The 22,298-nt window shown below is 68.9% G+C and carries 21 protein-coding genes and 1 pseudogene; 18 read left to right on the top strand and 4 right to left on the bottom strand.

Annotated elements, in window-relative coordinates:
- The first annotated feature begins 10 nt into the window (after nucleotides 1–10).
- The 12 genes from ACWDR4_RS09935 (at nucleotide 11) to ACWDR4_RS09880 (ending at nucleotide 11,451) form a co-directional block, all read left to right on the top strand.
- On the top strand, nucleotides 11–1,264 hold the full coding sequence (locus tag ACWDR4_RS09935; RefSeq protein WP_450406262.1) for a serine hydroxymethyltransferase: 1,254 nt from the start codon (nucleotides 11–13) through the stop codon (nucleotides 1,262–1,264).
- A gap of 126 nt (nucleotides 1,265–1,390) precedes the next feature.
- Nucleotides 1,391–2,743 carry an MraY family glycosyltransferase gene (locus tag ACWDR4_RS09930; RefSeq protein ID WP_450406259.1) on the top strand — a complete coding sequence of 451 codons (1,353 nt, stop codon included), beginning with the start codon at nucleotides 1,391–1,393 and terminating at the stop codon, nucleotides 2,741–2,743.
- A gap of 299 nt (nucleotides 2,744–3,042) precedes the next feature.
- Nucleotides 3,043–3,480, top strand: a complete 438-nt coding sequence (locus ACWDR4_RS09925) for a hypothetical protein (protein ID WP_450406634.1) — start codon at nucleotides 3,043–3,045, stop codon at nucleotides 3,478–3,480.
- 273 nt (nucleotides 3,481–3,753) lie between these two features.
- The gene (gene atpB / locus ACWDR4_RS09920; RefSeq protein WP_450406631.1) at nucleotides 3,754–4,524 is read left to right on the top strand and encodes a F0F1 ATP synthase subunit A; all 771 of its coding nucleotides are present in this window, start codon (nucleotides 3,754–3,756) and stop codon (nucleotides 4,522–4,524) included.
- A gap of 74 nt (nucleotides 4,525–4,598) precedes the next feature.
- Nucleotides 4,599–4,835 (top strand): F0F1 ATP synthase subunit C, encoded by a 237-nt coding sequence (locus ACWDR4_RS09915; protein WP_450406256.1) that lies wholly within the window; start codon nucleotides 4,599–4,601, stop codon nucleotides 4,833–4,835.
- A gap of 39 nt (nucleotides 4,836–4,874) precedes the next feature.
- On the top strand, nucleotides 4,875–5,423 hold the full coding sequence (locus ACWDR4_RS09910; RefSeq protein ID WP_450406254.1) for a F0F1 ATP synthase subunit B: 549 nt from the start codon (nucleotides 4,875–4,877) through the stop codon (nucleotides 5,421–5,423).
- Between the two features lie 2 nt (nucleotides 5,424–5,425).
- Entirely contained in the window at nucleotides 5,426–6,241 is an 816-nt protein-coding gene (locus tag ACWDR4_RS09905; RefSeq protein WP_450406628.1) for a F0F1 ATP synthase subunit delta, read from the top strand.
- Between the two features lie 158 nt (nucleotides 6,242–6,399).
- Entirely contained in the window at nucleotides 6,400–7,992 is a 1,593-nt protein-coding gene (gene atpA / locus ACWDR4_RS09900) for a F0F1 ATP synthase subunit alpha (protein ID WP_369033105.1), read from the top strand.
- A 20-nt stretch (nucleotides 7,993–8,012) separates the two neighbouring features.
- Nucleotides 8,013–8,930: a F0F1 ATP synthase subunit gamma gene (locus tag ACWDR4_RS09895; protein WP_450406251.1), complete on the top strand. Its 918-nt coding sequence runs from the start codon at nucleotides 8,013–8,015 to the stop codon at nucleotides 8,928–8,930.
- On the top strand, nucleotides 8,930–10,366 hold the full coding sequence (atpD, locus tag ACWDR4_RS09890; RefSeq protein WP_450406249.1) for a F0F1 ATP synthase subunit beta: 1,437 nt from the start codon (nucleotides 8,930–8,932) through the stop codon (nucleotides 10,364–10,366). The genes ACWDR4_RS09895 and atpD overlap by 1 nt, the downstream gene beginning before the upstream one ends.
- 132 nt (nucleotides 10,367–10,498) lie before the next feature.
- Complete coding sequence (locus ACWDR4_RS09885; RefSeq protein ID WP_105970735.1) at nucleotides 10,499–10,873, top strand: F0F1 ATP synthase subunit epsilon; 375 nt, start codon at nucleotides 10,499–10,501, stop codon at nucleotides 10,871–10,873.
- Nucleotides 10,874–11,004: 131 nt separating this feature from the next.
- Nucleotides 11,005–11,451, top strand: coding sequence for a DUF2550 domain-containing protein (locus ACWDR4_RS09880; protein ID WP_235474805.1), 447 nt, complete (start codon nucleotides 11,005–11,007; stop codon nucleotides 11,449–11,451).
- Nucleotides 11,452–11,467: 16 nt separating this feature from the next.
- Here ACWDR4_RS09880 and ACWDR4_RS09875 read toward each other — a convergent pair whose 3' ends face one another.
- From ACWDR4_RS09875 to ACWDR4_RS09865, 3 genes are all read right to left on the bottom strand, one after another.
- Nucleotides 11,468–13,288: a glycosyl hydrolase family 18 protein gene (locus ACWDR4_RS09875; RefSeq protein WP_450406245.1), complete on the bottom strand. Its 1,821-nt coding sequence runs from the start codon at nucleotides 13,286–13,288 to the stop codon at nucleotides 11,468–11,470.
- 128 nt (nucleotides 13,289–13,416) lie between these two features.
- Complete coding sequence (locus ACWDR4_RS09870) at nucleotides 13,417–14,076, bottom strand: response regulator (protein WP_450406243.1); 660 nt, start codon at nucleotides 14,074–14,076, stop codon at nucleotides 13,417–13,419.
- Entirely contained in the window at nucleotides 14,073–15,305 is a 1,233-nt protein-coding gene (locus tag ACWDR4_RS09865) for a sensor histidine kinase (protein WP_450406241.1), read from the bottom strand. Before ACWDR4_RS09865 ends, ACWDR4_RS09870 begins: the two co-directional genes overlap by 4 nt.
- A gap of 186 nt (nucleotides 15,306–15,491) precedes the next feature.
- Here ACWDR4_RS09865 and ACWDR4_RS09860 point away from each other — a divergent pair, with 186 nt between their 5' ends.
- Nucleotides 15,492–16,121 (top strand): hypothetical protein, encoded by a 630-nt coding sequence (locus ACWDR4_RS09860; protein ID WP_450406239.1) that lies wholly within the window; start codon nucleotides 15,492–15,494, stop codon nucleotides 16,119–16,121.
- Here the strand turns inward: ACWDR4_RS09860 and ACWDR4_RS09855 are convergent.
- Nucleotides 16,038–16,610, bottom strand: coding sequence for a cob(I)yrinic acid a,c-diamide adenosyltransferase (locus ACWDR4_RS09855; protein WP_450406236.1), 573 nt, complete (start codon nucleotides 16,608–16,610; stop codon nucleotides 16,038–16,040). The two genes, ACWDR4_RS09860 and ACWDR4_RS09855, sit on opposite strands and share 84 nt — an antisense overlap.
- 28 nt (nucleotides 16,611–16,638) lie before the next feature.
- Here ACWDR4_RS09855 and ACWDR4_RS09850 point away from each other — a divergent pair.
- From ACWDR4_RS09850 to ACWDR4_RS09830, 5 genes and pseudogenes are all read left to right on the top strand, one after another.
- Nucleotides 16,639–16,806 (top strand): annotated as a pseudogene (locus ACWDR4_RS09850) (hypothetical protein); the annotation flags it as partial.
- Nucleotides 16,807–17,185: 379 nt separating this feature from the next.
- The gene (locus ACWDR4_RS09845; protein WP_450406233.1) at nucleotides 17,186–17,743 is read left to right on the top strand and encodes a zinc ribbon domain-containing protein; all 558 of its coding nucleotides are present in this window, start codon (nucleotides 17,186–17,188) and stop codon (nucleotides 17,741–17,743) included.
- A gap of 136 nt (nucleotides 17,744–17,879) precedes the next feature.
- The gene (locus tag ACWDR4_RS09840; protein WP_450406231.1) at nucleotides 17,880–18,728 is read left to right on the top strand and encodes a 3-hydroxyacyl-CoA dehydrogenase family protein; all 849 of its coding nucleotides are present in this window, start codon (nucleotides 17,880–17,882) and stop codon (nucleotides 18,726–18,728) included.
- 210 nt (nucleotides 18,729–18,938) lie between these two features.
- The gene (locus tag ACWDR4_RS09835; RefSeq protein WP_006382151.1) at nucleotides 18,939–19,262 is read left to right on the top strand and encodes an STAS domain-containing protein; all 324 of its coding nucleotides are present in this window, start codon (nucleotides 18,939–18,941) and stop codon (nucleotides 19,260–19,262) included.
- A gap of 249 nt (nucleotides 19,263–19,511) precedes the next feature.
- Nucleotides 19,512–22,157, top strand: coding sequence for an ATP-binding protein (locus ACWDR4_RS09830; RefSeq protein WP_450406228.1), 2,646 nt, complete (start codon nucleotides 19,512–19,514; stop codon nucleotides 22,155–22,157).
- Nucleotides 22,158–22,298 lie beyond the last annotated feature (141 nt).

Below are 22,298 nucleotides of genomic sequence, written 5' to 3'. Positions count from 1 at the left end.
GGAGCCCACCATGTCGGTCACCCGTGCCCTTGAGGCCGATGCCCCTGTCGATGTGCTGCGTCGGCAGGACCCCGAGCTTGCCGAGGTGATCCTCGGGGAGGCCGAGCGGCAGGCGACGACTCTTCAGCTGATCGCCGCCGAGAACTTCACCTCGCCCGCCGTGCTGGCCGCCCTCGGCTCGCCGCTCGCCAACAAGTACGCCGAGGGATATCCCGGCGCCCGGCACCACGGCGGCTGCGAGATCGTCGACGTCGCCGAGCGCGTCGCCGTGGAGCGCGCCAGGGCGCTGTTCGGCGCCGAACACGCCAACGTCCAGTCCCACTCGGGGTCTTCGGCCGTACTGGCCGCCTACGCCGCCCTCCTGCGCCCCGGTGACACCGTCCTCGCCCTCGGGCTGCCCTACGGCGGTCACCTCACGCACGGGTCGCCCGCCAACTTCTCCGGGCGCTGGTTCGACTTCGTGCCGTACGGCGTGGACGCGGAGAGCGGGCTCATCGACTACGAGCAGGTGCGGACGCTTGCCCATGCGCATCGGCCCAAAGCCGTCGTCTGCGGGTCCATCGCCTACCCGCGGCACATCGACTACGCCCTCTTCCGCGAGATCGCCGACGAGGTGGGCGCCTATCTGATCGCCGACGCGGCCCACCCCATCGGGCTCGTCGCCGGGGGAGCGGCGCCCAGTCCCGTGCCGTACGCCGATGTCGTCTGCGCCACCACCCACAAGGTGCTGCGCGGACCGCGCGGCGGGATGCTGCTGTGCGGCGCCGAGCTGGCGGAACGGGTCGACCGGGCGGTTTTCCCGTTCACGCAGGGGGGCGCGCAGATGCACACGATCGCCGCCAAGGCCGTCGCCTTCGGCGAGGCTTCGACCCCGGCCTTCACGGCGTACGCCCATCAAGTCGTCGCCAACGCGCGCGTGCTGGCGGCGGGGCTGGCCGCCGAGGGGTTCGTGGTCACGACCGGGGGGACCGACACCCATCTGATCACCGTCGATCCGGGGCCGCTCGGAGTGGACGGACGTACCGCGCGGGGGCTGCTTTCCGCCGCGGGAGTGGTTCTGGACTGCTGTGCGTTGCCCCATGGGGAGGCCCGCGGACTGCGGCTCGGGACGGCGGCGCTGACCACGCAGGGGATGGGAGAGGCAGAGATGGCGCGGGTCGCGGTGCTGCTCGCGGGCGTGCTGCGCGGTGCTGTGGAGAGTGGTGGGGCGCGTGAAGAGGTGCGGGAGCTGGCCGGTAGATTTCCGCCGTATCCCGGGCTGTGAGGGGTAACCGTCACCTCGTGCACAGGCCCGCGTGCAACCATCGTCGCTACCCGGAAGTCCCCAACCTTATGCGTCCCTCGCTAGGGTGTGGGGCCTGGATGGCCAGCGAGACCTGTGGGGAAGCCTGTGCGTGAATACCTGCTGACGCTCTGCATCACGGCCGCGGTGACGTATCTGCTGACAGGGCCGGTACGGAAGTTCGCGATCGTGGCCGGAGCGATGCCGGAGATCAGGGCCCGTGACGTGCACCGGGAACCCACTCCGCGGCTCGGCGGGATCGCGATGTTCTTCGGGCTGTGCGCCGGACTGCTGGTCGCCGACCACCTCACCAACCTCCACGAGGTCTTCGAGACGTCGAACGAGCCGAGGGCGCTGCTCTCCGGCGCCGCCCTCATCTGGCTGATCGGGGTGCTCGACGACAAGTTCGAGATCGACGCCCTGATCAAGCTCGGCGGCCAGATGATCGCCGCCGGTGTGATGGTCATGCAGGGTCTGACGATCCTGTGGCTGCCGATCCCGGGCGTCGGCAACGTCGCGCTGACCCAGTGGCAGGGCACCCTGCTGACGGTCGCGCTCGTCGTCATCACCATCAACGCGGTGAACTTCGTCGACGGCCTGGACGGCCTCGCGGCCGGCATGGTGTGCATCGCGTCGGCCGCGTTCTTCCTCTACGCCTACCGCATCTGGGTCTCGTACGGCATCGAGGCCGCCGCCCCGGCCACCCTGTTCGCGGTGATCCTGATGGGCATGTGCCTCGGCTTCCTGCCGCACAACATGCACCCCGCGCGGATCTTCATGGGCGACTCCGGGTCGATGCTCATCGGCCTGGTGCTGGCAGCCGGCGCGATCTCCATCACCGGGCAGATGGACCCGGACGCGATGAACCTGTTCTCCGGGTCCGAGCGCGAGACCGTGCACCAGATGGTGCCGGTCTACATCCCGCTGCTGATGCCGCTCACCATCATCGCGATCCCGGCCGCCGACCTGGTGCTGGCCATCGTGCGGCGCACCTGGCGCGGACAGTCGCCGTTCGCGGCAGACCGGGGGCATCTGCACCACCGGCTCCTGGAGGTCGGCCACTCGCACAGCAGGGCCGTCCTGATCATGTACTTCTGGTCGGCGCTCATCGGCTTCGGCGCCCTGTCCTACTCGGTCAACAACGCGTCCATGTGGATCGTCCTCAGTGTCGTGGCACTGAGCGCGATCGGACTCGTACTCCTGCTGCTGCCGCGCTTCACCCCGCGCACCCCGCGCTGGGCCGAGCGCTTCGTGCCGCCGCGTTACCGGCGCGGCCGGACCGCGGAGGTGGAGGCGACGGCGCCCGCCGCGTCCGTCCCGTCCGAGCCCACGGACCCCTCCGTGCCTGCGGACCAACACCGCGCGCCCGTGCGGGCCGGGGTCTCCGGAGTCAACGGGGCGACGGCGATCAGCTCTCGTTCGCGGCTTCTGGACCGGGGTAAGGCCGGGTCGTCGCGCTGACGCAAGGTAAGAATCTGACTAACACTTTGCTTGAGACGGAGAGAGCGAAGCGCCCTAATACCAGACAAAACGGCGCCGATTCTGCACAGACGCGCAGGTTCACTCTCATGTGTGACACCGAGCACACCATCCAGGTAAAGACCTCATCAAATAGTTTGTGATACGGTTCACGAGAACCCAGGACAGAGCCGAAGGACCGTGGTGCGACGGTCCATTGGTGTGAGGTATCCACTCTCCGTCCAGGACTACGCTCGTCCATGACGACACCCCACGCCCCCTGCGAAAGCGGAGTTGCCGCCATGCCGTCCAATGACGCCCGGAACCTTCTGCACACCGCTGTCCCCACAGCGGCTGTCGGCGCGATCGTCATCGCCGTCAGCGCCGGGGTCGCCGGTGGCAAGGGTGCACTCGGCGCCGCGGTCGGCACGGTCATCGCGATTCTCTTCATGGGTATCGGGCTCTACGTGTTGCAGTGGACGGCAAAAACGCTCCCGCACCTGTTCCAGGCCATGGGGCTGATGCTCTATGTCGCCCAGTTGCTGCTGTTGCTGATCTTCGTGGGCCTGTTCCAGGACACCGACGCCTTCAACCCGAAGGCCTTCGCGGTTGCCCTGGTCGTGTCGACCGTCGTGTGGATGGCGGCGCAGGCCCGCGCACACATGAAAGCCAAGATCTTCTACATCGATCCGGACTCGTCGAAGACTGAAAAGTCCGAGAAGTCCGGGTCGGCGTCGTGAGGGGTAGGGCCGGGATAAAGGCAGTCGGGTTCTCCTGCTATCGTCCGGTGCCAACTGCGGCATCGCGGGCGCGGGCATCTGAGCTGACGCCTGCTCAATCGCGAGGCTTGATGCCCCAAAGCCGCCCCCACATCCGTTTCACCAGTCCAGTGCCGACCCGCGGCTGCATGCCGCGCCGACACAACGAGGTTGCCGTACCCATGCGTCACGCCGAAGGAGCCCGTGGTGAGTGCTGACCAGACCCAGCTCGCCTTTGAGTGGAACTGTCGGATCATGTCCGACAACGGCTGCGGCTTCCCGGCACCGGGCCTGCACTCGTTCCTCTTCCAGCCGATCGCGACGGTCGGCGGGTTCGAGTTCAACAAGGTGATGCTGCTCGCGCTCATCACCACGCTCCTGGTCATCACCTTCTTCACGCTTGCCTTCGGCAAGGCGAAGGTGGTTCCGGGCAAGCTGCAGATGATCGGCGAGGCCGGCTACGACTTCGTACGCCGCGGCATCGTCTACGAGACGCTCGGCAAGAAGGAGGGGGAGAAGTACGTCCCCCTGATGGTCTCGCTGTTCTTCTTCATCTGGATCATGAACATCTGGTCCGTGATCCCGCTGGCACAGTTCCCGGTGTCGTCGATCATCGCGTTCCCGATGGTGCTGGCCGGCATCGTCTATGTGCTCTGGGTGTCGCTGACCTTCAAGAAGCACGGCTTCGTCGGCTTCTTCAAGAACGTCACCGGCTACGACAAGTCGCTCGGCCCGGTGCTGCCGCTCGTGATGGTCATCGAGTTCTTCTCGAACCTGCTGGTCAGGCCGTTCACGCACGCGGTCCGACTGTTCGCCAACATGTTCGCCGGCCACCTGATGCTGGTGATGTTCACGGTCGCCTCCTGGTACCTGCTGAACGGCGCGATGGTCCCGGCGGCCGGTGTCTCGTTCGTGATGACCATCGTCATGATCCTCTTCGAGCTTTTCGTGCAGGCGGTCCAGGCGTACGTCTTCGTACTCCTCGCCTGCTCGTACATTCAGGGTGCTCTCGCCGAGCACCACTGAGCACACCTCCCGCAAGCCCCTAAGCGTCCGGTGGCCAACCCCCGCCGGTCCATGAAACAGAAGGAAGATTCAGCATGGCTGCCACTGAGACCCTTGCCGCTGTCTCCGGTTCGCTCGGTTCCATCGGCTACGGCCTTGCCGCCATCGGCCCCGGCGTCGGCGTCGGCATCATCTTCGGCAACGGCACCCAGGCCCTCGCCCGTCAGCCCGAAGCCGCCAGCCTGATCCGCGCCAACCAGATCCTCGGCTTCGCCTTCTGTGAGGCGCTCGCCCTCATCGGCATCGTTATGCCGTTCGTGTTCGGTAAGTAACCACCCCTTACCTCACACGTATCGACGAAAGGCACTGACGTGATCGACAACCTGGTGCGGTTCGCCGCCGAGGAGGAGCAGAGCCCGCTCATTCCTCCGGGCCCCGAACTGCTCGTCGGCACCATCGCCTTCGCCATCGTGTTCTTCTTCTTCTGGAAGAAGCTGCTTCCGAACATCAACAAGGTTCTGGAGGAGCGTCGCGCGGCGATCGAAGGCGGCATCGAAGAGGCCGACGCCATGAAGGTCGAGGCCCAGAGCGTCCTTGAGCAGTACAAGGCACAGCTCGCCGAGGCCCGGCACGAGGCCGCGCGACTGCGCCAGGAGGCGCAGGAGCAGGGCGCCACGCTCATCGCCGAGATGCGCGCGGAAGGCCAGCGGCAGCGCGAGGAGATCGTCGCCACCGGTCACTCCCAGCTCGACGCCGACCGCAAGGCCGCCTCGTCCGCGCTCCGCCAGGACGTCGGCAAGCTCGCGACCGAGCTGGCCGGCAAGCTCGTCGGCGAGTCCCTGGAGGACCACGCCCGGCAGAGCCGTGTGATCGACCGTTTCCTCGATGACCTCGAGGAGAAGGCCGAGGCGACTCGATGAGCGTGCACGGAGCCAGTCGCGAGGCTGCCGCCGCCGCACGTGAGCGTCTCGACGCGCTGACGGACTCGACGTCCGTCGACGCGAAGAAGCTGTCCGAGGAGCTGGCCGCGGTCACCGCGGTGCTGCACCGCGAGGTGTCGCTGCGTCGGGTCCTCACCGACCCGGCGCAGTCCGGAGAGTCCAAGGCCGAGCTGGCCCAGCGTCTGTTCGGCAGCCAGGTCGGCGGGCCCACCACCGACCTGGTGGCCGGCATGGTGCGCTCCCGCTGGTCGCGTTCGCGTGACCTGGTGGACGCGCTGGAGGAGCTGGCGGACCTCGCCGACCTCACGGCCGCCCAGCAGGCGGGCACGCTCGACAACGTCGAGGACGAGCTGTTCCGGTTCGGCCGGATCGTCTCTTCGAACACCGAGCTGCGCGCCGCGCTGACCGACCGTGCCGCGACCACCGGCGCCAAGAGCGAGCTGCTGCGCAGCCTGCTCGGAGGCCGGGCCGTCGCCACCACCGAGCGTCTGGTGACGCGCCTTGTGACCGCGCCGCGGGGACGTAGCCTGGAAGCGGGACTCGAGTCCCTGTCCAAGCTCGCCGCCGACCGCCGGGACCGCATGGTCGCCGTCGTCACCTCCGCGGTCCCGCTGAGCGACCCGCAGAAGCAGCGCCTCGGCGCCGCCCTCGCGAAGCTCTACGGCCGCCAGATGCACCTTAACCTCGACGTGGACCCCGAGGTCCTCGGCGGGATCCGGGTGCTGGTCGGCGACGAGGTCATCAACGGCAGCATCGCGGACCGCATCGAGGACGCCGGCCGCCGCATGGCGAGCTAGCTCGCCGGCAGCCACGCAGCACGCAGCAACTCAATACTCGTAGTACGTACTTGACTACGGCCCTGGTTGGGCCGTGCAGAGGATTCACCTCTTACTGGGGGGAGTCCCCATCCCCCCAAGTGAAACTTCGGGCCCAACAAGGAGAGCAGGGAACCCAGATGGCGGAGCTCACGATCCGGCCGGAGGAGATCCGGGACGCGCTGGAGAACTTTGTCCAGTCGTACAAGCCGGACGCGGCCTCGCGCGAGGAGGTCGGTACGGTCACCCTTGCCGGCGACGGCATCGCGAAGGTCGAGGGCCTCCCCTCGGCCATGGCCAACGAACTGCTGAAGTTCGAGGACGGCACCCTCGGCCTCGCGCTCAACCTCGAAGAGCGCGAGATCGGTACCGTCATCCTCGGCGAGTTCAGCGGCGTCGAGGAGGGCCAGCCGGTCACCCGTACCGGCGAGGTCCTGTCCGTGGCCGTCGGCGAGGGCTACCTCGGCCGCGTGGTCGACCCGCTCGGCAACCCGATCGACGGCCTCGGCGAGATCGAGACCAGCGGTCGTCGCGCCCTGGAGCTGCAGGCTCCGGGCGTCATGGCGCGCAAGTCGGTGCACGAGCCGATGGAGACGGGCTACAAGGCCGTCGACGCGATGACCCCGATCGGCCGTGGCCAGCGTCAGCTGGTCATCGGTGACCGCCAGACCGGCAAGACCGCCCTGGCCGTCGACACGATCATCAACCAGCGTGACAACTGGCGCTCGGGCGACCCGAAGAAGCAGGTCCGCTGCGTCTACGTCGCCATCGGTCAGAAGGGCTCGACCATCGCCTCCGTGCGTGGCGCCCTCGAAGAGGCCGGCGCGCTGGAGTACACGACCATCGTCGCCGCCCCGGCGTCCGACCCGGCCGGCTTCAAGTACCTCGCGCCGTACACCGGTTCGGCCATCGGTCAGCAGTGGATGTACGAGGGCAAGCACGTCCTCATCATCTTCGACGACCTCTCGAAGCAGGCCGACGCCTACCGCGCCGTGTCGCTGCTGCTGCGCCGCCCGCCGGGCCGTGAGGCCTACCCGGGTGACGTCTTCTACCTGCACTCCCGTCTGCTGGAGCGCTGCGCGAAGCTCTCCGACGAGCTGGGCGCCGGCTCGATGACCGGTCTGCCGATCGTCGAGACGAAGGCCAACGACGTCTCGGCGTTCATCCCGACCAACGTCATCTCCATCACCGACGGCCAGTGCTTCCTGGAGTCGGACCTGTTCAACGCCGGTCAGCGTCCCGCGCTGAACGTTGGTATCTCCGTCTCCCGAGTCGGTGGTTCCGCGCAGCACAAGGCGATGAAGCAGGTCTCCGGCCGACTGCGCCTCGACCTCGCCCAGTACCGCGAGCTGGAGGCGTTCGCCGCCTTCGGTTCCGACCTGGACGCCGCGTCGAAGTCGCAGCTGGAGCGCGGTCAGCGCCTGGTCGAGCTGCTCAAGCAGCCGCAGTACCAGCCGATGGCCACCGAGGACCAGGTCGTCTCCGTCTGGGCCGCCACCACCGGCAAGATGGACGAGGTCCCGGTCGCGGACATCCGCCGCTTCGAGACGGAGCTGCTCGAGTACCTGCACCGCAAGGAGCAGGGCCTCATGACCTCCATCAAGGAGGGCGGCAAGATGTCCGACGACACCCTCACCGCCATCGCGGACGGCATCGCGGACTTCAAGAAGCAGTTCGAGACCTCGGACGGCAAGCTTCTCGGCGAAGACGCCCCGGCCGCCGCGGCCAAGTGACGACGGAAGGGACCTGACTCATGGGAGCCCAGCTCCGGGTCTACAAGCGTCGCATCCGATCCGTCACCGCGACCAAGAAGATCACCAAGGCGATGGAGATGATCGCCGCCTCGCGCGTCGTCAAGGCGCAGCGCAAGGTGGCGGCCTCCGCGCCGTACGCGACCGAGCTGACACGCGCGGTCACGGCGGTCGGTACCGGTTCGAACACCAAGCACCCGCTGACCACGGAGGCGGAGACGCCGACCCGGTCCGCTGTTCTGCTCCTCACGAGCGACCGCGGACTGGCCGGCGCCTTCAATTCCAACGCCATCAAGGCCGCCGAGCAGCTGACGGCGCGCCTTGAGGCGGAGGGCAAGGAGGTCGACACGTACATCGTCGGCCGCCGCGGTCTGGCCCACTACAACTTCCGCGAGCGCAAGGTCGTGGAGTCGTGGTCGGGCTTCACCGACCAGCCGACGTACGCGGACGCCAAGAAGGTCGCGGGTCCGCTCATCGAGGCCATCGAGAAGGAGACGGCGGACGGCGGCGTGGACGAACTCCACATCGTCTACACCGAGTTCGTCTCGATGATGACGCAGACGGCGGTCGACAACCGCCTGCTGCCGCTCCGCCTCGACGAGGTGGCGCAGGAGTCGGCCGGCAAGGGCGAGATCCTTCCGCTGTACGACTTCGAGCCGTCGGCGGAGGACGTCCTGGACGCCCTGCTGCCGCGGTACGTCGAGAGCCGTATCTACAACGCGCTGCTCCAGTCGGCCGCCTCCAAGCACGCCGCCACGCGCCGCGCGATGAAGTCGGCGACCGACAACGCGGGAGACCTGATCACCAGCCTCTCCCGACTTGCCAACGCGGCCCGCCAGGCCGAAATCACCCAGGAAATCAGCGAGATCGTCGGTGGCTCCGCAGCCCTGGCCGACGCGACCGCGGGGAGTGACAGGTAATGACGACGACAGTTGAGACGGCCGTTGCCACGGGCCGCGTCGCCCGGGTCATCGGCCCGGTCGTCGACGTGGAATTCCCCGTCGACGCCATGCCGGAGATCTACAACGCCCTTCACGTCGAGGTGGCCGACCCGGCCCTCGCCGGCGAGAAGAAGACGCTGACCCTGGAGGTCGCCCAGCACCTGGGTGACGGCCTGGTCCGCACGATCTCGATGCAGCCCACCGACGGTCTGGTCCGCCAGGCCGTGGTCACCGACACGGGTACGGGCATCACCGTCCCGGTCGGCGACTTCACCAAGGGCAAGGTGTTCAACACCCTCGGTGAGGTACTGAACTCCGACGAGACGTACGACGGCGAGCGCTGGTCCATCCACCGCAAGGCCCCGCGCTTCGACGAGCTCGAGTCGAAGACCGAGATGTTCGAGACCGGCGTCAAGGTCATCGACCTTCTCACCCCGTACGTCAAGGGTGGAAAGATCGGCCTGTTCGGCGGTGCCGGCGTCGGCAAGACGGTGCTCATCCAGGAGATGATCTACCGCGTCGCCAACAACCACGACGGTGTCTCCGTGTTCGCCGGTGTCGGTGAGCGCACTCGTGAGGGCAACGACCTCATCGAGGAGATGTCGGAGTCGGGCGTCATCGACAAGACCGCGCTGGTCTTCGGTCAGATGGACGAGCCCCCGGGCACCCGTCTGCGCGTGGCCCTGGCCGGTCTGACCATGGCGGAGTACTTCCGCGATGTGCAGAAGCAGGACGTGCTGTTCTTCATCGACAACATCTTCCGCTTCACGCAGGCCGGTTCCGAGGTCTCGACCCTGCTCGGCCGTATGCCCTCCGCGGTGGGCTACCAGCCGAACCTGGCCGACGAGATGGGTCTCCTCCAGGAGCGCATCACCTCGACCCGTGGTCACTCGATCACCTCGATGCAGGCGATCTACGTCCCCGCGGACGACCTGACCGACCCGGCCCCGGCCACCACGTTCGCCCACCTCGACGCGACGACGGTTCTGTCCCGTCCGATCTCCGAGAAGGGCATCTACCCGGCCGTGGACCCGCTGGACTCCACGTCCCGCATCCTGGACCCCCGCTACATCACGGCGGACCACTACAGCACGGCCATGCGTGTCAAGACGGTCCTCCAGAAGTACAAGGACCTTCAGGACATCATCGCGATCCTCGGTATCGACGAGCTGGGCGAAGAGGACAAGCTGGTCGTCCACCGCGCCCGCCGCGTGGAGCGCTTCCTGTCCCAGAACACCCACGTCGCCAAGCAGTTCACCGGCGTCGACGGGTCGGACGTACCGCTGGACGAGTCGATCACCGCGTTCAACGCGATCATCGACGGCGACTACGACCACTTCCCGGAGCAGGCGTTCTTCCTCTGCGGTGGCATCGAGGACCTCAAGGCCAACGCCAAGGAGCTGGGCGTCTCCTGAGCCCTGAGCTCTAAGTGAGTCCTATGACTCACAGGTGAGGGGGCGGGGCACGTCCCGCCCCCTCATTCACGCCCACTAGACTTGTAACCAACACCCGGCCAAACCGCCGGGTGGTGACCCGAGGAGCCAACCTTGGCTGCTGAGCTGCATGTCGAGCTGGTCGCTGCCGACCGTCAGGTCTGGTCCGGCGAGGCCACCCTGGTCGTCGCGCGCACCACGTCCGGCGACATCGGCGTCATGCCCGGTCACCAGCCGCTGCTCGGTGTGCTGGAGTCGGGCCCTGTGACCATCCGTACGAGTGATGGTGGAACGGTCGTCGCCGCGGCGCACGGCGGTTTCATCTCGTTCGCCGACAACAAGCTGTCGCTGCTGGCGGAGGTCGCCGAGCTGGCGGACGAGATCGACGTCCAGCGCGTGGAGCGGGAGCTGGAGCGCGCGAAGGCGGAGGGCGACGCGTCCGCCGAGCGGCGTGCCGACGTCCGGCTGCGGGCCGTGGCGGCGCGCTGACACCAGCGCGTCAATGTGATGCTTTGCCTCAGCCGCGGCTGGGACCGGTTCGCGCCGGCCCTGGCCGCGGCTGAGGCGAATCCGGATGTTTTTTCTTTTCCGTTACCTAGGAGACGAGGAGGTCGGTGTCGATGATCCTCGCTCTGACTGTGTGCGGCTTGGTAGTGGCGCTCGTGGTGGTGGGCCTGTTCGTCTTCGGTCTGCGCCGCCGACTCATCCAACGCTCCGGCGGTACGTTCGACTGCAGCCTGCGCTGGGACGTCCCCGAGAAACCCGACCCCAGCGGCAAGGGCTGGGGCTACGGCGTCGCCCGCTACAACGGCGACCGCATCGAGTGGTACCGCGTCTTCTCGTACTCCCCCCGCCCGCGCCGCGTCCTGGAACGCTCGGCGATCGAGGTGGCCGGCCGTCGCGCTCCCGACGGCGAGGAGGAACTGGCGCTGCTCTCGGACGCGGTCGTGCTGGCGTGTCTTCATCGCGGGACGAGACTCGAACTGGCGATGAGCGACGACGCGCTGACCGGATTTCTCGCGTGGCTGGAAGCAGCCCCGCCCGGTCAGCGCGTCAATGTTGCGTGATCGCTAGCTCGGATCGCTAGCTCAGGCCGGTGTTGATCGCGCTCACCAGCTCCCCGTTGCTCGTGTCGCCGCTGAACTCCCAGAAGAACGCGCCGCCCAGGGCCTGGTTCTTGGCCCAGGTCATCTTCCCGGCGATCGTCGCGGGAGTGTCGTACGACCACCAGTTGTTGCCGCAGTACGCGTACGCCGTACCGGCGATGGTGCCGGTGGCGGGACAGGAGTTCTTGAGGACCTTGTAGTCCTCGATGCCCGCCTCGTACGTGCCCGGTGCCGCGCCCGTCGCCGAGCCGCCCGGGGCGGCCTGGGTGACGCCGGTCCAGCCACGGCCGTAGAAGCCGATGCCCAGCAGGAGCTTCGCCGCCGGGACGCCCTTCGCCTTCAGCTTGGCGATCGCGTCCGCCGAGTTGAAGCCCGCGGCCGGGATACCGGTGTACGAGGTGAGCGGCGAGTGCGGGGCGGTCGGGCCGTCCGCGTCGAAGGCGCCGAAGTAGTCGTACGTCATCACGTTGTACCAGTCGAGGTAGGCCGAGGCGCCGCCGTAGTCGGCCGCGTCGATCTTGCCGCCGGAGGAGCCGTCGGCGGTGATGGCCGCGGTGACCAGGTAGCTGGAGCCGAACTCCGAACGCAGCGCCGACATCAGGTTCTTGAAGGCCGCGGGACCGGACGTGTCACAGGTCAGGCCACAGGCGTTCGGGTACTCCCAGTCGATGTCGATGCCGTCGAAGACATCAGCCCAGCGCGAGTCCTCGACAACTGCCTTGCAGGAGGCGGCGAACGCGGCCGGGTTGGCGGCGGCCTGCGCGAATCCGCCGGAGTAGGTCCAGCCGCCGAAGGAGTAAAGCACCTTGATGTTCGGGTACTTGGCCTTCAGCTGACGCAGCTGGTTGAAGTTGCCGCGCAGCGGCTGGTCCCACGTGTCAGCCGTGCCGGACACCGACTGGTCGGCGGTGTACGCCTTGTCGTAGGCGGCGTAGGTGTCGTCGACGGTGCACTTGCCGTCCTTGACGTTGCCGAACGCGTAGTTGATGTGGGTGATCTTCGACGCCGAGCCCGAGGTCACCAGGTTCTTGACGTGGTAGTTGCGGCCGTAGACGCCCCACTCGGTGAAGTAGCCGAGCTTGACCTTGTTCCCGGTGGGCGGGTTGGTGGTGCCGCCGGTGGTACGCACGGCGACCGCGCCGCTCACCGGGCCCAACTGGTCGGCGCTGTCTCGGGCCTGGACCGTGTACGAGTAGTCCGTACCGGCGGTCAGACCCGTGTCCGTGTACGAGGTGGTCGTCACCGTCGCGACCTTGGTGCCGCCGCGCAGCACGTCGTAGTTCTTGATGCCCTTGTCGTCGGTGGCCGCGCTCCAACTGAGCGTCGCCGAGGTGTTGGTGACGCCGGAGGCCGTCGGAGTGCCGGGCGCGGATGGGGCGTTGTCGCCGGGGACCGAGCCGCCGTCACAACTGCCGCTGTTCAGCTTGCAGTTGGCGGGGGAGCCGGTGCCGGCGCCGTTGAAGCCGAAGGAGACGGCGGCGCCGGGGGCCAAGGTGCCGTTCCAGGACTTGTTCTTGGCGGTCCAGTGGGTGCCGGACGAGGTGACGTCCGCGTCCCAGGCCGAGGTGACGGACGTACCGGAGGGGAAGTCCCACTCCACCGTCCATGAACTGATCGACGTGGTACCGGTGTTGGTGACCGTCCACTTGCCCTCGAAGCCGGTGCCCCAGTCCTGGGTCTTGGCGTAGGTGGCGGTGGCAGAGGTGGCCGCCTCGGCCGGGCTCGCGAGGCCGACCATGGCGGCGAGGGGGAGCAGCAGGGTGGTCAGGCCTGCCGTGAGCCGGTGTCTGAAGCGCATGCAGCGCCTCCTTGGGGGTGTCATGGGGGCGTGACTGAGCCTCACACCCACGGTGCCGCGAGAATAGGAAGGTCTGGACCACGGGTCAATAGGTCTGGACCACTTCGGCCAAGGCTCGCCCAAGTCGCCTAAACCCCCAACTCCTGTGCCAGTACCGCCGCTTGGACCCGGCTGCGCAGCTCCAGCTTGCCCAGCAACCGGCTGACGTGCGTTTTCACCGTCGCCTCGGCCATGTCGAGGCGGGTCGCGACGTCCGCGTTGGACAGTCCCTCGCCGAGACACGACAGCACCTCGCGCTCCCGGCGGGTGAGGGCGTCCAGGACGGCCGGGTCGGCCCTCGGCTCCCGCGCCGACCCGGACGCGAACTCGGCGATGAGCCGCCGGGTGACCGCCGGGGCGATCAGCCCTTCCCCTCGCGCCACTGTCCGTACCGCGTCGATCAGATCCCTCGCCTCCGTGTTCTTGAGCAGAAAACCGGAGGCGCCCGCGCGCAGCGCCCCGAAGACGTACTCGTCGAGATCGAAGGTGGTCAGCACGAGCACGTCGGCGAGGCCCTCCGCGACCACCTGCCGGGTCGCCGACACCCCGTCCAGGCGCGGCATCTGAATGTCCATCAGCACCAGATCCGGCCGCAGTTCACGGGCCAGCGCAACCGCCTGCTCGCCGTCCGCCGCCTCCCCGGCGACCTCGATGCCGGGCGCGCTGCCCAGGATGAGGACGAGCCCGGCCCGTACGGCCGACTGGTCCTCGGCGACGAGCACCCGGATCGCCGGTCCTGTGTCCGTCATGCGTCTACTCCTTCGGCTTCGGTGAGGGGCAGCGTGGCGCGTACGGCCCAGTGGGCGCCGTCCGCTCCCGCCGTGAAGGTGCCGCCCAGCAGCGCGACCCGCTCCCGCATCCCGACCAGACCGGCACCGGAGCCGGGTGCGCGTGGGCTGTCGTGATCGCCGTACGGACTGGTCACGGCGATGCACAGGGAACAGTCCCGCCGGGTGAGCGCCACCGTGACCCGGCCGGGGGAGGCGTGCTTGAGGGCGTTGGTCAGGGACTCCTGGACGATGCGGTACGCGGCCAGCTCGACCGGCGCCGGCAGGGTGCCGAGGTCGGTGCCGAGGTCGGTGCCGAAGTCGGTGCCGAAGTCGGTACCTGTGTCGGAACCGGTGTCGAGGGTGACGTCGAGGCCGTTGGTGCGGGCGCCGTCGACCAGCGTGCCGAGGCCGTCCAGCGTCGGGGCCGCCGCCGGTTCCAGGTCGCCGCCGCTGTCGCGCAGGATGCCGATCAGCCGGCGCATCTCGGCCAGTCCCGCCACGCTGTTCTCGCGGATGACACCCAGGGCCTGCTTCGAGGTGTCGGGGTCGTCGAGGGAGAGCGCGGCCGTGGAGTGGATCGCGATGGCCGAGAGGTGGTTGGCGACCATGTCGTGCAACTCCCTTGCCATCCGCGCCCGTTCGGAGACGACGGCCTGGGCGCGGTCGAACTCGGCGAGCAGCGCGGTCTGTTCGGCGCGCAGCCGGGCCGACTCGGCGGCGTCACGGTGGTTGCGGACGATCAGGCCGGTGGCGGCGGGGGTGAACGCGACGATGCCGACGACCACACCGATGAGCAGCGCCTGCGGCTCCCGCCAGATCGCGAAGGGCACGATCGTGCCGGCCACCGAGAGCAGCGCGGTGATCCGGGGGACACGGCGGGCGGTGCCGGGCGGTCCGTACAGCACGGCCGCGTACACGAGGTCCGTGAACATCACCAGCGTGACCAGGCTGCCCTGCGTGACGGTGTCCAGCGTCAGCGCGGCCGTGCCGATCAGCAGGCCCGTACGCGGGCGGACCCGCCGGAGCAGCTCGCAGCCGGCGGTCACGAAGAGCGGCAGCAGCACCGGCCAGCGCCCGTCCCAGAGCACGATGGGGTCGCCGGCCGGCCGGGTCCCGAGACCGACGCTCCAGAACAGCAGCCCGCCGAGCAGTCCCGCGAGCGCGATGCGTACGTCGTCGCGGTGCGGGCGGGGAAACCGTGGGGCCATGCCCCCATCCAACACGGCCGGGACGCCGCCCGCCTGCTCCCCGGGAAGGGTCGGGAAGGGTCCCGAACTGCATCTTTCGATGTACGGCGACTTCCTCACCGCCGACGACGAATCGGGCGCGTCCGGCCGGGAGCCTGGAAGGAGAACGGATTCCCCTGAACGGATTCTCACCGGAAGGAGCGAGTCGTGATCGTCGCGTTGATCATCGCCTGCGAGGTCGGCTTCTGGGTGCTGCTGGCGCTCGGCCTGGCCGTCCGCTACCTGCTCAATTGGCGCCGGACCAGCGTGGTGCTGCTGCTCTGCGAGCCACTGCTGGAACTGGTCCTGTTCACCGTGACGGCGATCGACCTGAAGAACGGCGCCGAACCGGGCTGGGAGCACGGCCTGGCCGCGCTGTACATCGGCTTCACGGTGGCGTACGGCCACTACACGCTCCGCTGGCTCGACGGCCACGCCGCCCACCGCCTGGCCGGGGGCCCGCCCCCGCCGAGGCCGCCCCGCTACGGCATGGCGCGCGCCCGGCACGAGGGCAACCTGTGGCTGCGTACCGTCCTGGGGGCGGCGGTCGCCTGCGCGCTGCTCCAGGCGGCGGTCTGGTACGTCGGCGACGGCGACACCTCGTCCCTGAGGTCCTTCCAGTGGGCGGCGCTCAGGGCCGCCGGCATCCACGGGCTGATCGCGCTGACGTACACGATCTGGCCGAAGAGGGCACCGGCAGGCTACGAAGAGGGGTCAGCGTTCCCCACCCGGGACCCAGAGCACGTCCCCGACCTCCTTGTTGGCCGTACGGGCAAGAATGAAGAGCAGGTCCGATAGCCGGTTGAGGTAGGTGGCGGTGAGCGGATTCATGACCTCGGCGTGGACCTCCAGCGCGGCCCACGTCGAGCGCTCGGCCCGGCGTACGACCGTGCACGCCTGGTGCAGCAGGGCCGCGCCGGGGGTGCCGCCGGGCAGGATGAACGAGCGCAGTTTCTCCAGGTCTTCGAGGAACCGGTCGCAGTCCGCCTCCAGCTTGTCGACGTACGACTGCTCGACACGCAGCGGCGGGAACTCCGGGTTCTCGGCGACCGGCGTCGCCAGGTCCGCGCCCACGTCGAACAGGTCGTTCTGCACCCGGGTCAGCACCTTCACGACATCCTCCGCCAGCCCACCGAGGGCCACGGCGGTCCCGATCACCGCGTTCGCCTCGTTGGCGTCGGCGTACGCCGAGATCCGCAGATCGGTCTTGGCGACCCGGCTCATGTCACCGAGGGCGGTGGTGCCCTTGTCGCCGGTCCTGGTGTAGATGCGCGTCAGATTGACCATGCGGCCAATCTAGACGTTGCCCCAAGTCGTGCAGGTGTTCTTGATTCGTACCCGTGACCTGGAGGTGGAGGCGTCGTTGCTGAGACAGGGGCTGGCGAGTTGCCGGTGGGAGGGGAAAACCGTGCTGGTCGGCAGGAGGTATCGGCTCGTTCTGACGCCGGAACAGGCCGAGACGGCGGAGGAGTACGGCAACGTCTGCCGCGCGGTGTGGAACACCGGTCTCGAACAGCGTCGCGAGTACCGCCGCCAGGGCGGTTGGATCGACTACGTGCAGCAGGCTCGTGAAATGGCAGAGGCGAAGGCTGAGCACCCATGGCTGAAGTCCGCGCAGTCCCACATCCTCCAGCAGACTCTCCGGATCTGGACAGGGCGTGTCGCACGCATGGCACGTTCGGCGTTCGCTGGAGGGCGAAGCAGCGGTGGCAGCCCTCGTTTCGGTTCCCTGATCCCCGCCATCTCTCGGTCGAGCGGGTGGGACGCAAACGGGGGCTGGTGCGTCTGCCGAAACTCGGGTGGGTTGGCTTCCGGACGCGTCGGCGTGGACCGTGGAGTGGTTGTGCTCGTCGCCACCAGTGATGGCAGGTTCTTCGACCGCAACTTCATCACCCCTGGCGAGACCAAGCGGTACCGGAGACTTCAGCAGCAACTCGCCCGCACCCAGCGGGGGTCGAATCGGCGGAAAGCATGCCACCGCCAGGGGAACCGTCGCCGAGCCCGGAACGCACGTACGACAGAAAGCTGGACTCAACCGCGCCATTCTCGACAAGGGCTGGCACTCCTTCGAGCTCGCAGTCCGCAACCGCGCCCGTCACACGGGTGCCGAAGTGTGCACTGTGAACCCCGCCTACACATCGGTGACGTGCCCCGTCTGCGGACACACGCATCCGGACAACCGCGAGAGCCAAACGAAGTTCGCATGCAGAGTCTGCGGTCACCTGGAACACGGCGACACGGTGGCGGCGAAGAACACACTGGCCCGCGGGCATGCGGGTCACAGGGCGTGGAGACCTCGGCGCCAGCCGGTCTGCGAAGCGCCAACCAGCGTGAAACCGCGAGGAATTAGCGCTCCGACCACTGAGTTCGGAATCCCTGTGGCCTCGGCCGCCGGGAGGATCGTCAACTCCGTCAGATGAGACGTGATCGGCGTCTCACGACATGAGACGTGAAACGCGTTACTAAGCAGTCACACAACCCCTCACGACCGCTAAGGTCCGCCGGAGAGGCTCATACACGAGGCATACGTAAACAGCGGGTCAGGGGAGTCGCACAGTGGCACGGAAGCTTGCCGTCATCGGAGCCGGCCTGATGGGTTCCGGCATCGCACAGGTCTCTGCCCAGGCGGGCTGGGACGTCGTACTGCGCGATGTCACCGACGAAGCGCTCACCCGTGGCACCGACGGCATCAAGGCCTCGTACGACAAGTTCGTGAGCAAGGGCAAGCTGGCCGAGCAGGATGCGGAGGCCGCTCTCGGGCGGATCACCGCGACCACGGACCTCGACGCGGTCGGCGACGCGGACATTGTCGTCGAGGCCGTCTTCGAGAAGCTGGAGGTCAAGCACGAGATCTTCCGCGCGCTCGACAAGATCGCGCGCGACGACGCCGTGCTCGCCTCCAACACCTCGGCCATCCCCATCACCAAGATCGCCGCCGTGACCGAGCGCCCGGACCGGGTCGTCGGTGCGCACTTCTTCTCGCCGGTGCCGATGATGCAGCTCTGCGAGCTGGTCCGCGGCTACAAGACGAGCGACGAAACCCTCGCCACCACGCGGGAGTTCGCCGAGTCCGTCGGCAAGACCTGCATCGTCGTCAACCGGGATGTCGCCGGTTTCGTGACGACCCGGCTGATCTCGGCGCTCGTCGTCGAGGCGGCCAAGCTGTACGAGTCCGGTGTCGCCACCGCGGAGGACATCGACCTCGCCTGCAAGCTCGGCTTCGGGCACGCCATGGGCCCGCTGGCCACCGCCGACCTCACCGGGGTCGACATCCTGCTGCACGCCACGAGCAACATCTACACCGAGTCCCAGGACGAGAAGTTCGCTCCTCCGGAGCTGATGCGCCGGATGGTTGACGCCGGTGACATCGGCCGCAAGAGCGGGCAGGGCTTCTACAAGCACTGAGCGGTCGTCAGCAGTCGTAGACGGAAGCAGTCGGCAGTACCTCAGCAGTAGTCAACAGGCACGAAAACCGCACGAACCCCTCAGGTATCACCCTGTGGGGTGAATTGGGTATCGGTTCGCTCACAGACGGCAACCTGCCTGCCCCTCAGGCAGTCAGACGTTGCATCACCTACCGACGCGGAGCACGACAACGCACTCACGGGAGCGCATATGTACATCAGGGGCGACCACGCCGAGCTGGTCGTCGGGGGCCGCCTCGACGTTCGCAGCGCGGCGGACGCCCGTACGGTCCTGCACACGGCCGTCGACACCGGCGTCGGCGATCTGGTGCTGGACCTGTCCGAGCTGGACTCCTGGGACGCCACCGGACTTGGGGTGATCATGGGAGCCCACCGACGGTGCGGGCGGTGCGGCCGGCGGCTGGTGCTGCGCGACGTACCACCGCAGATGCAGCGCCTGCTGGTGGCCACCCGGCTGCACCGGATCCTGGCGATCGAGGGCGGTATCGGGGTGGAGTCACTGCCCAGAGTGTGAAAGGCGCTGTGTGGGACACCCGGTGTGAAACACGCTTCGTGCACAATCCTCACGAGACTGTGACGTCTCGGACGGCGCGGTACCCCGGACTGTCGTAGATACTGTGCGAAGGTTTAGGGTTCGGTCGCCCGCTGCCTGACATCCCACGAGCGGGCCCGGACCAGAAGCGACAGCGCAGTGTGCAGCAAGGCCGGGAGGGGCCTGGGTCCTGTCGACCCGCACACGACGCTTTTGGGGGGCTTGAACCTTATGGACCCGAACAACCAGGGCTCCGAGGAGTACGGCCATGACGCCGACGGCACCACGCCGCGTCAGCGCCCGCCTCGCGACGCCCTCACATCCGACTTCGGCCAGCACACACCCGCGCTCGCCCGCACGGTACAGCTCGTCTCGGGCGACTACCTGCTCACGGTCAACCCGGTCGACGGCAGCGAGATAGAGATCTGCCCGCCCGGCGAACGGCCCGGCCGGCCCGCCAAGCTCACCGCGGCCGAGCGCGCCGAGATCACCCGCGCGGCCACACCACCCGTACCGCCCGGGCCCGCGCAGCCCGAACTCCCGCTCCTGGAGCGGGACGGCGAACGCGAACGGCTGGTGCGGCTGCTCGCCCGCGGCCGTTCCGTACGCCTCACCGGCCCGCCCGGCTCCGGCCGCACCACGCTCCTCGACGCGGTCGCCGAGGACTGCGCGGACCTCGCGCCCGACGGCGTGGTCCGCCTCAGCGGCCTCCGCCGCACCCCGACCGACCTCCTCTACGACCTCTTCTACGCCGTCTACAGCGCACCTCTGTACCGGCCGGAACCGGACGAACTGCACGCCCTCGTCCGGGACGCCGGCGCGGTCGTCGTCCTCGACGACGTGGAGTTCGGCGGTGCCGCGCTCGACGAACTCATCGACGCGACCCCCGAGTGCGCCTTCCTGATCAGCGCCACCCCCGACGTGCCCGCGCCGTCCGCCGACGCGCTGATCGAGGAGCTGTTCCTCGACGGCCTCGACCGGGCCGGTGGCCTGGAGCTGCTTGAGCGTGCCGTCGGCCGGGTCCTCACCGAGGAGGAGGCCAACTGGGCCGGCGACCTCTGGTTCGAGTCCGAGGGCCTGCCCCTGCGGTTCGTCCAGGCCGGCGCCCTGCTCAGGCAGCGCGACGGACTGCGCGCCAGCGCCGACGCGTTCGACGAGTTCGGTGTCTTCCAGGACATCCCGGTCGACGCGCCCTTCGACTCCGGCGACGAACACGACGTACCGCTGCCCTCGCTCGCCGAGGGTGCCGCGCCCGCGCCGCTGCTCGCCTCGCGGCTCAGCGGGTCCGCGCGGGAGACCCTGCGCTTCGCCGTCGCGCTCGGCGGCGAGGTGCCCCACCAGGCCCACCTGCCCGCGTTGGTCGACGACGCCCACGCGGACGCCGCCCTCGGCGAGCTGCTCGGCTGTGCGCTGGTCTCCCCGGTCGGCTCGCACTACCGGCTCGCGGCCGGGGTACTGGCCCAGCTGGAGGCCGCCGGGTACGGCGAGGGCGCCCAGGAACGGGCGATCAGCGCCGCCCAGCACTACGCCTGGTGGGCCGGGCACCCGTCCGTGACCCCCGAGCGGGTCTGCGCCGAGGCCGACGCCCTGCTGGCCGCGCTCGACGTGCTCGTCCCGGTCACGGTGCCGCCGGGGGAGGACGAGGAGAGTACGGCCGTACAGCTGGCCCGCACGGCGGCGCCCGCCTTCGCGGCCGGTCTGTACTGGAGTGCCTGGGAACGGGTCCTGCTCGCCGGTGCCGAGGCCGCCCGGCTCGCCGGAGAGGCCGCGGAACAGGCCTACTTCCACCACGAGTTGGGCATCCTCGCGCTCTGCGGCGAACAGCTCGACCAGGCCCGCGCCGAGCTGGAGGCCGCCCTCGGCCTGCGCGGCGCCGTCGCCGACAAGCGCGGCACGGTCGCGGGCCGCCGTGCCCTCACCCTGGTCGCCGACCGGGCCGGCGACACCCCGGGCCTCGGCTCCGGCCTGGGCTCCACGGCGGGCGAGGAGGTCCCGGACGCACGGTACGAGGAGTCGGCGTCGCCGCCCGGCGGGGTCCCGGCCGTCTTCGGCGCCGCGGGCTATCCGCCGCTGCAGCCGTCGGGCACGGGTTTCGGTCCGGCCTCCGGTACCGGTTCCGGTTCCGGTTCCGGTTCCGCTTACGGGTCCGGTGACTTCCCGGCGACGGTCATCACGTCCCGGTCCGGGGGCGGCGGGGCGCACAAGGCATCGAGCCTCCAGCGGCTCGTCGGCGGTGCCCGGCGCAACCTCGTGGCCGTCGGCGCGGGCGCCCTGCTCGCGGCGGTGCTCGGCACGGTGGTGACGCTGGGGGCGACCTCGAACCCCAACGGCGCGCCGTCCGACCAGGTGGGCGTCAACCCGTCCGCCAGCCCGGGCAGCGACGACGACAGCCTCGGTGCCGACAAGGCCGACAACAGCGACGGTGACACGGGCACGGCCACCAGCCGCCCGACCGACCCGGGTCCCGACGGGACCATGGGCACGTCGGACGACCCGACGCCGCCGTCCTCGGGGGGCGAGGAGCCTTCGGACGATCCGACGGGGACGAAGACGCCGGGTGGCGGGACCGGTGGGGGCGGTGGTGGCGGTACGGGGACCACGACCCCGTCGGACGACCCGACGACGACCGAGCCCACCGACGATCCGACGACCACGGAACCGACGGACGACCCGACGACGACCGAGCCGACGGACGACCCGACGACCACGGAGCCGACGCCCGACCCGACAACAACGCCGGAGCCGTCCACCCCGGAGACCACGGCCTCGGCCAGCGGCCCGGTATCCACTCCGGTCGAGACCGAGACGGAGAGCGCCCCGGCCGACGACACCAGCGCCCCCGCGACGACGACGTCCAGCGAGGCGTCGGTGATCTGACAGCACGGCCCAGCAGTTCGGCGTACACACGAGAAGGGCCGGTCCCCGGGCGAGCCAGCCTGAAGCCTTCCGCGTCCAGCTGGTCGAGGGAGACGTCCCAGGTGTGGCGGACAACCGTGCGCGCAACGTCCGGATCGGATG

It is taken from the genome of Streptomyces sp. NPDC000878, assembly GCF_053599695.1.
The sequence above is the reverse complement of the archived record's forward strand: the minus strand, read 5'-3'. Positions and strand labels throughout refer to the sequence as shown.